Below are 504 nucleotides of genomic sequence, written 5' to 3'. Positions count from 1 at the left end.
GCCACTAAGGTTCATCAGAACAAATCACTATGAGAGCCAATTCTAGCTAATTGGAGTTGGCCATCAAAAATGCGATAAATGAGCACTAGATCTGGTTTAACGTGGCAGTCACGGAATCCAACCCATCCGCCAGTTAGAGGGTGATCAACATTTTTAGGGTCGAGTTTTTCGCCTCTTTGCAGCTTTGATATGATGTTGCCGACTTCAATGATGTCCGAAATCGGCATTTTTGTGATTTTTTTGAAGTCTTTTTTGAATTGTGTTGAGTATTCTAAGCTATACATTCTTAACTTTGCCTTCAGTTAACTCAGTAAGCATAGCGTCAACAGATTCTGCTTTATGCCCATGACCTTGAACGAGTTCATTCATTGCAGAAATCGTTGTTTCATTTGGTTGAGGCACACGTAAGTCAAATGGAATACCACCATGATTAATCACGGCTTTTGCAAAAATTTTAATAGCTTGTGATGTACTAAGACCCATTTCGTCACAGATGCTAGTAAA

The 504-nt window shown here is 39.3% G+C and carries 2 protein-coding genes; both read right to left on the bottom strand.

Annotated features, from left to right (window positions below; genetic code table 11):
* Nucleotides 1-14: 14 nt before the first annotated feature.
* Nucleotides 15-284, bottom strand: a complete 270-nt coding sequence (locus FKQ60_RS17410; protein ID WP_039428600.1) for a type II toxin-antitoxin system YafQ family toxin — start codon at nucleotides 282-284, stop codon at nucleotides 15-17.
* Nucleotides 277-504: type II toxin-antitoxin system RelB/DinJ family antitoxin (locus FKQ60_RS17405; RefSeq protein ID WP_170906834.1), on the bottom strand; the 228-nt coding region annotated here is incomplete at its 5' end. The genes FKQ60_RS17410 and FKQ60_RS17405, both read right to left, overlap by 8 nt.

Origin of the sequence: Vibrio sp. A11 (assembly GCF_013048705.1) — a bacterium.
In the GTDB taxonomy this organism is placed as follows: domain Bacteria; phylum Pseudomonadota; class Gammaproteobacteria; order Enterobacterales; family Vibrionaceae; genus Vibrio; species Vibrio metschnikovii.
Note: the sequence above shows the minus strand (reverse complement) of the source record. Positions and strands in the feature narration are given on the sequence as shown.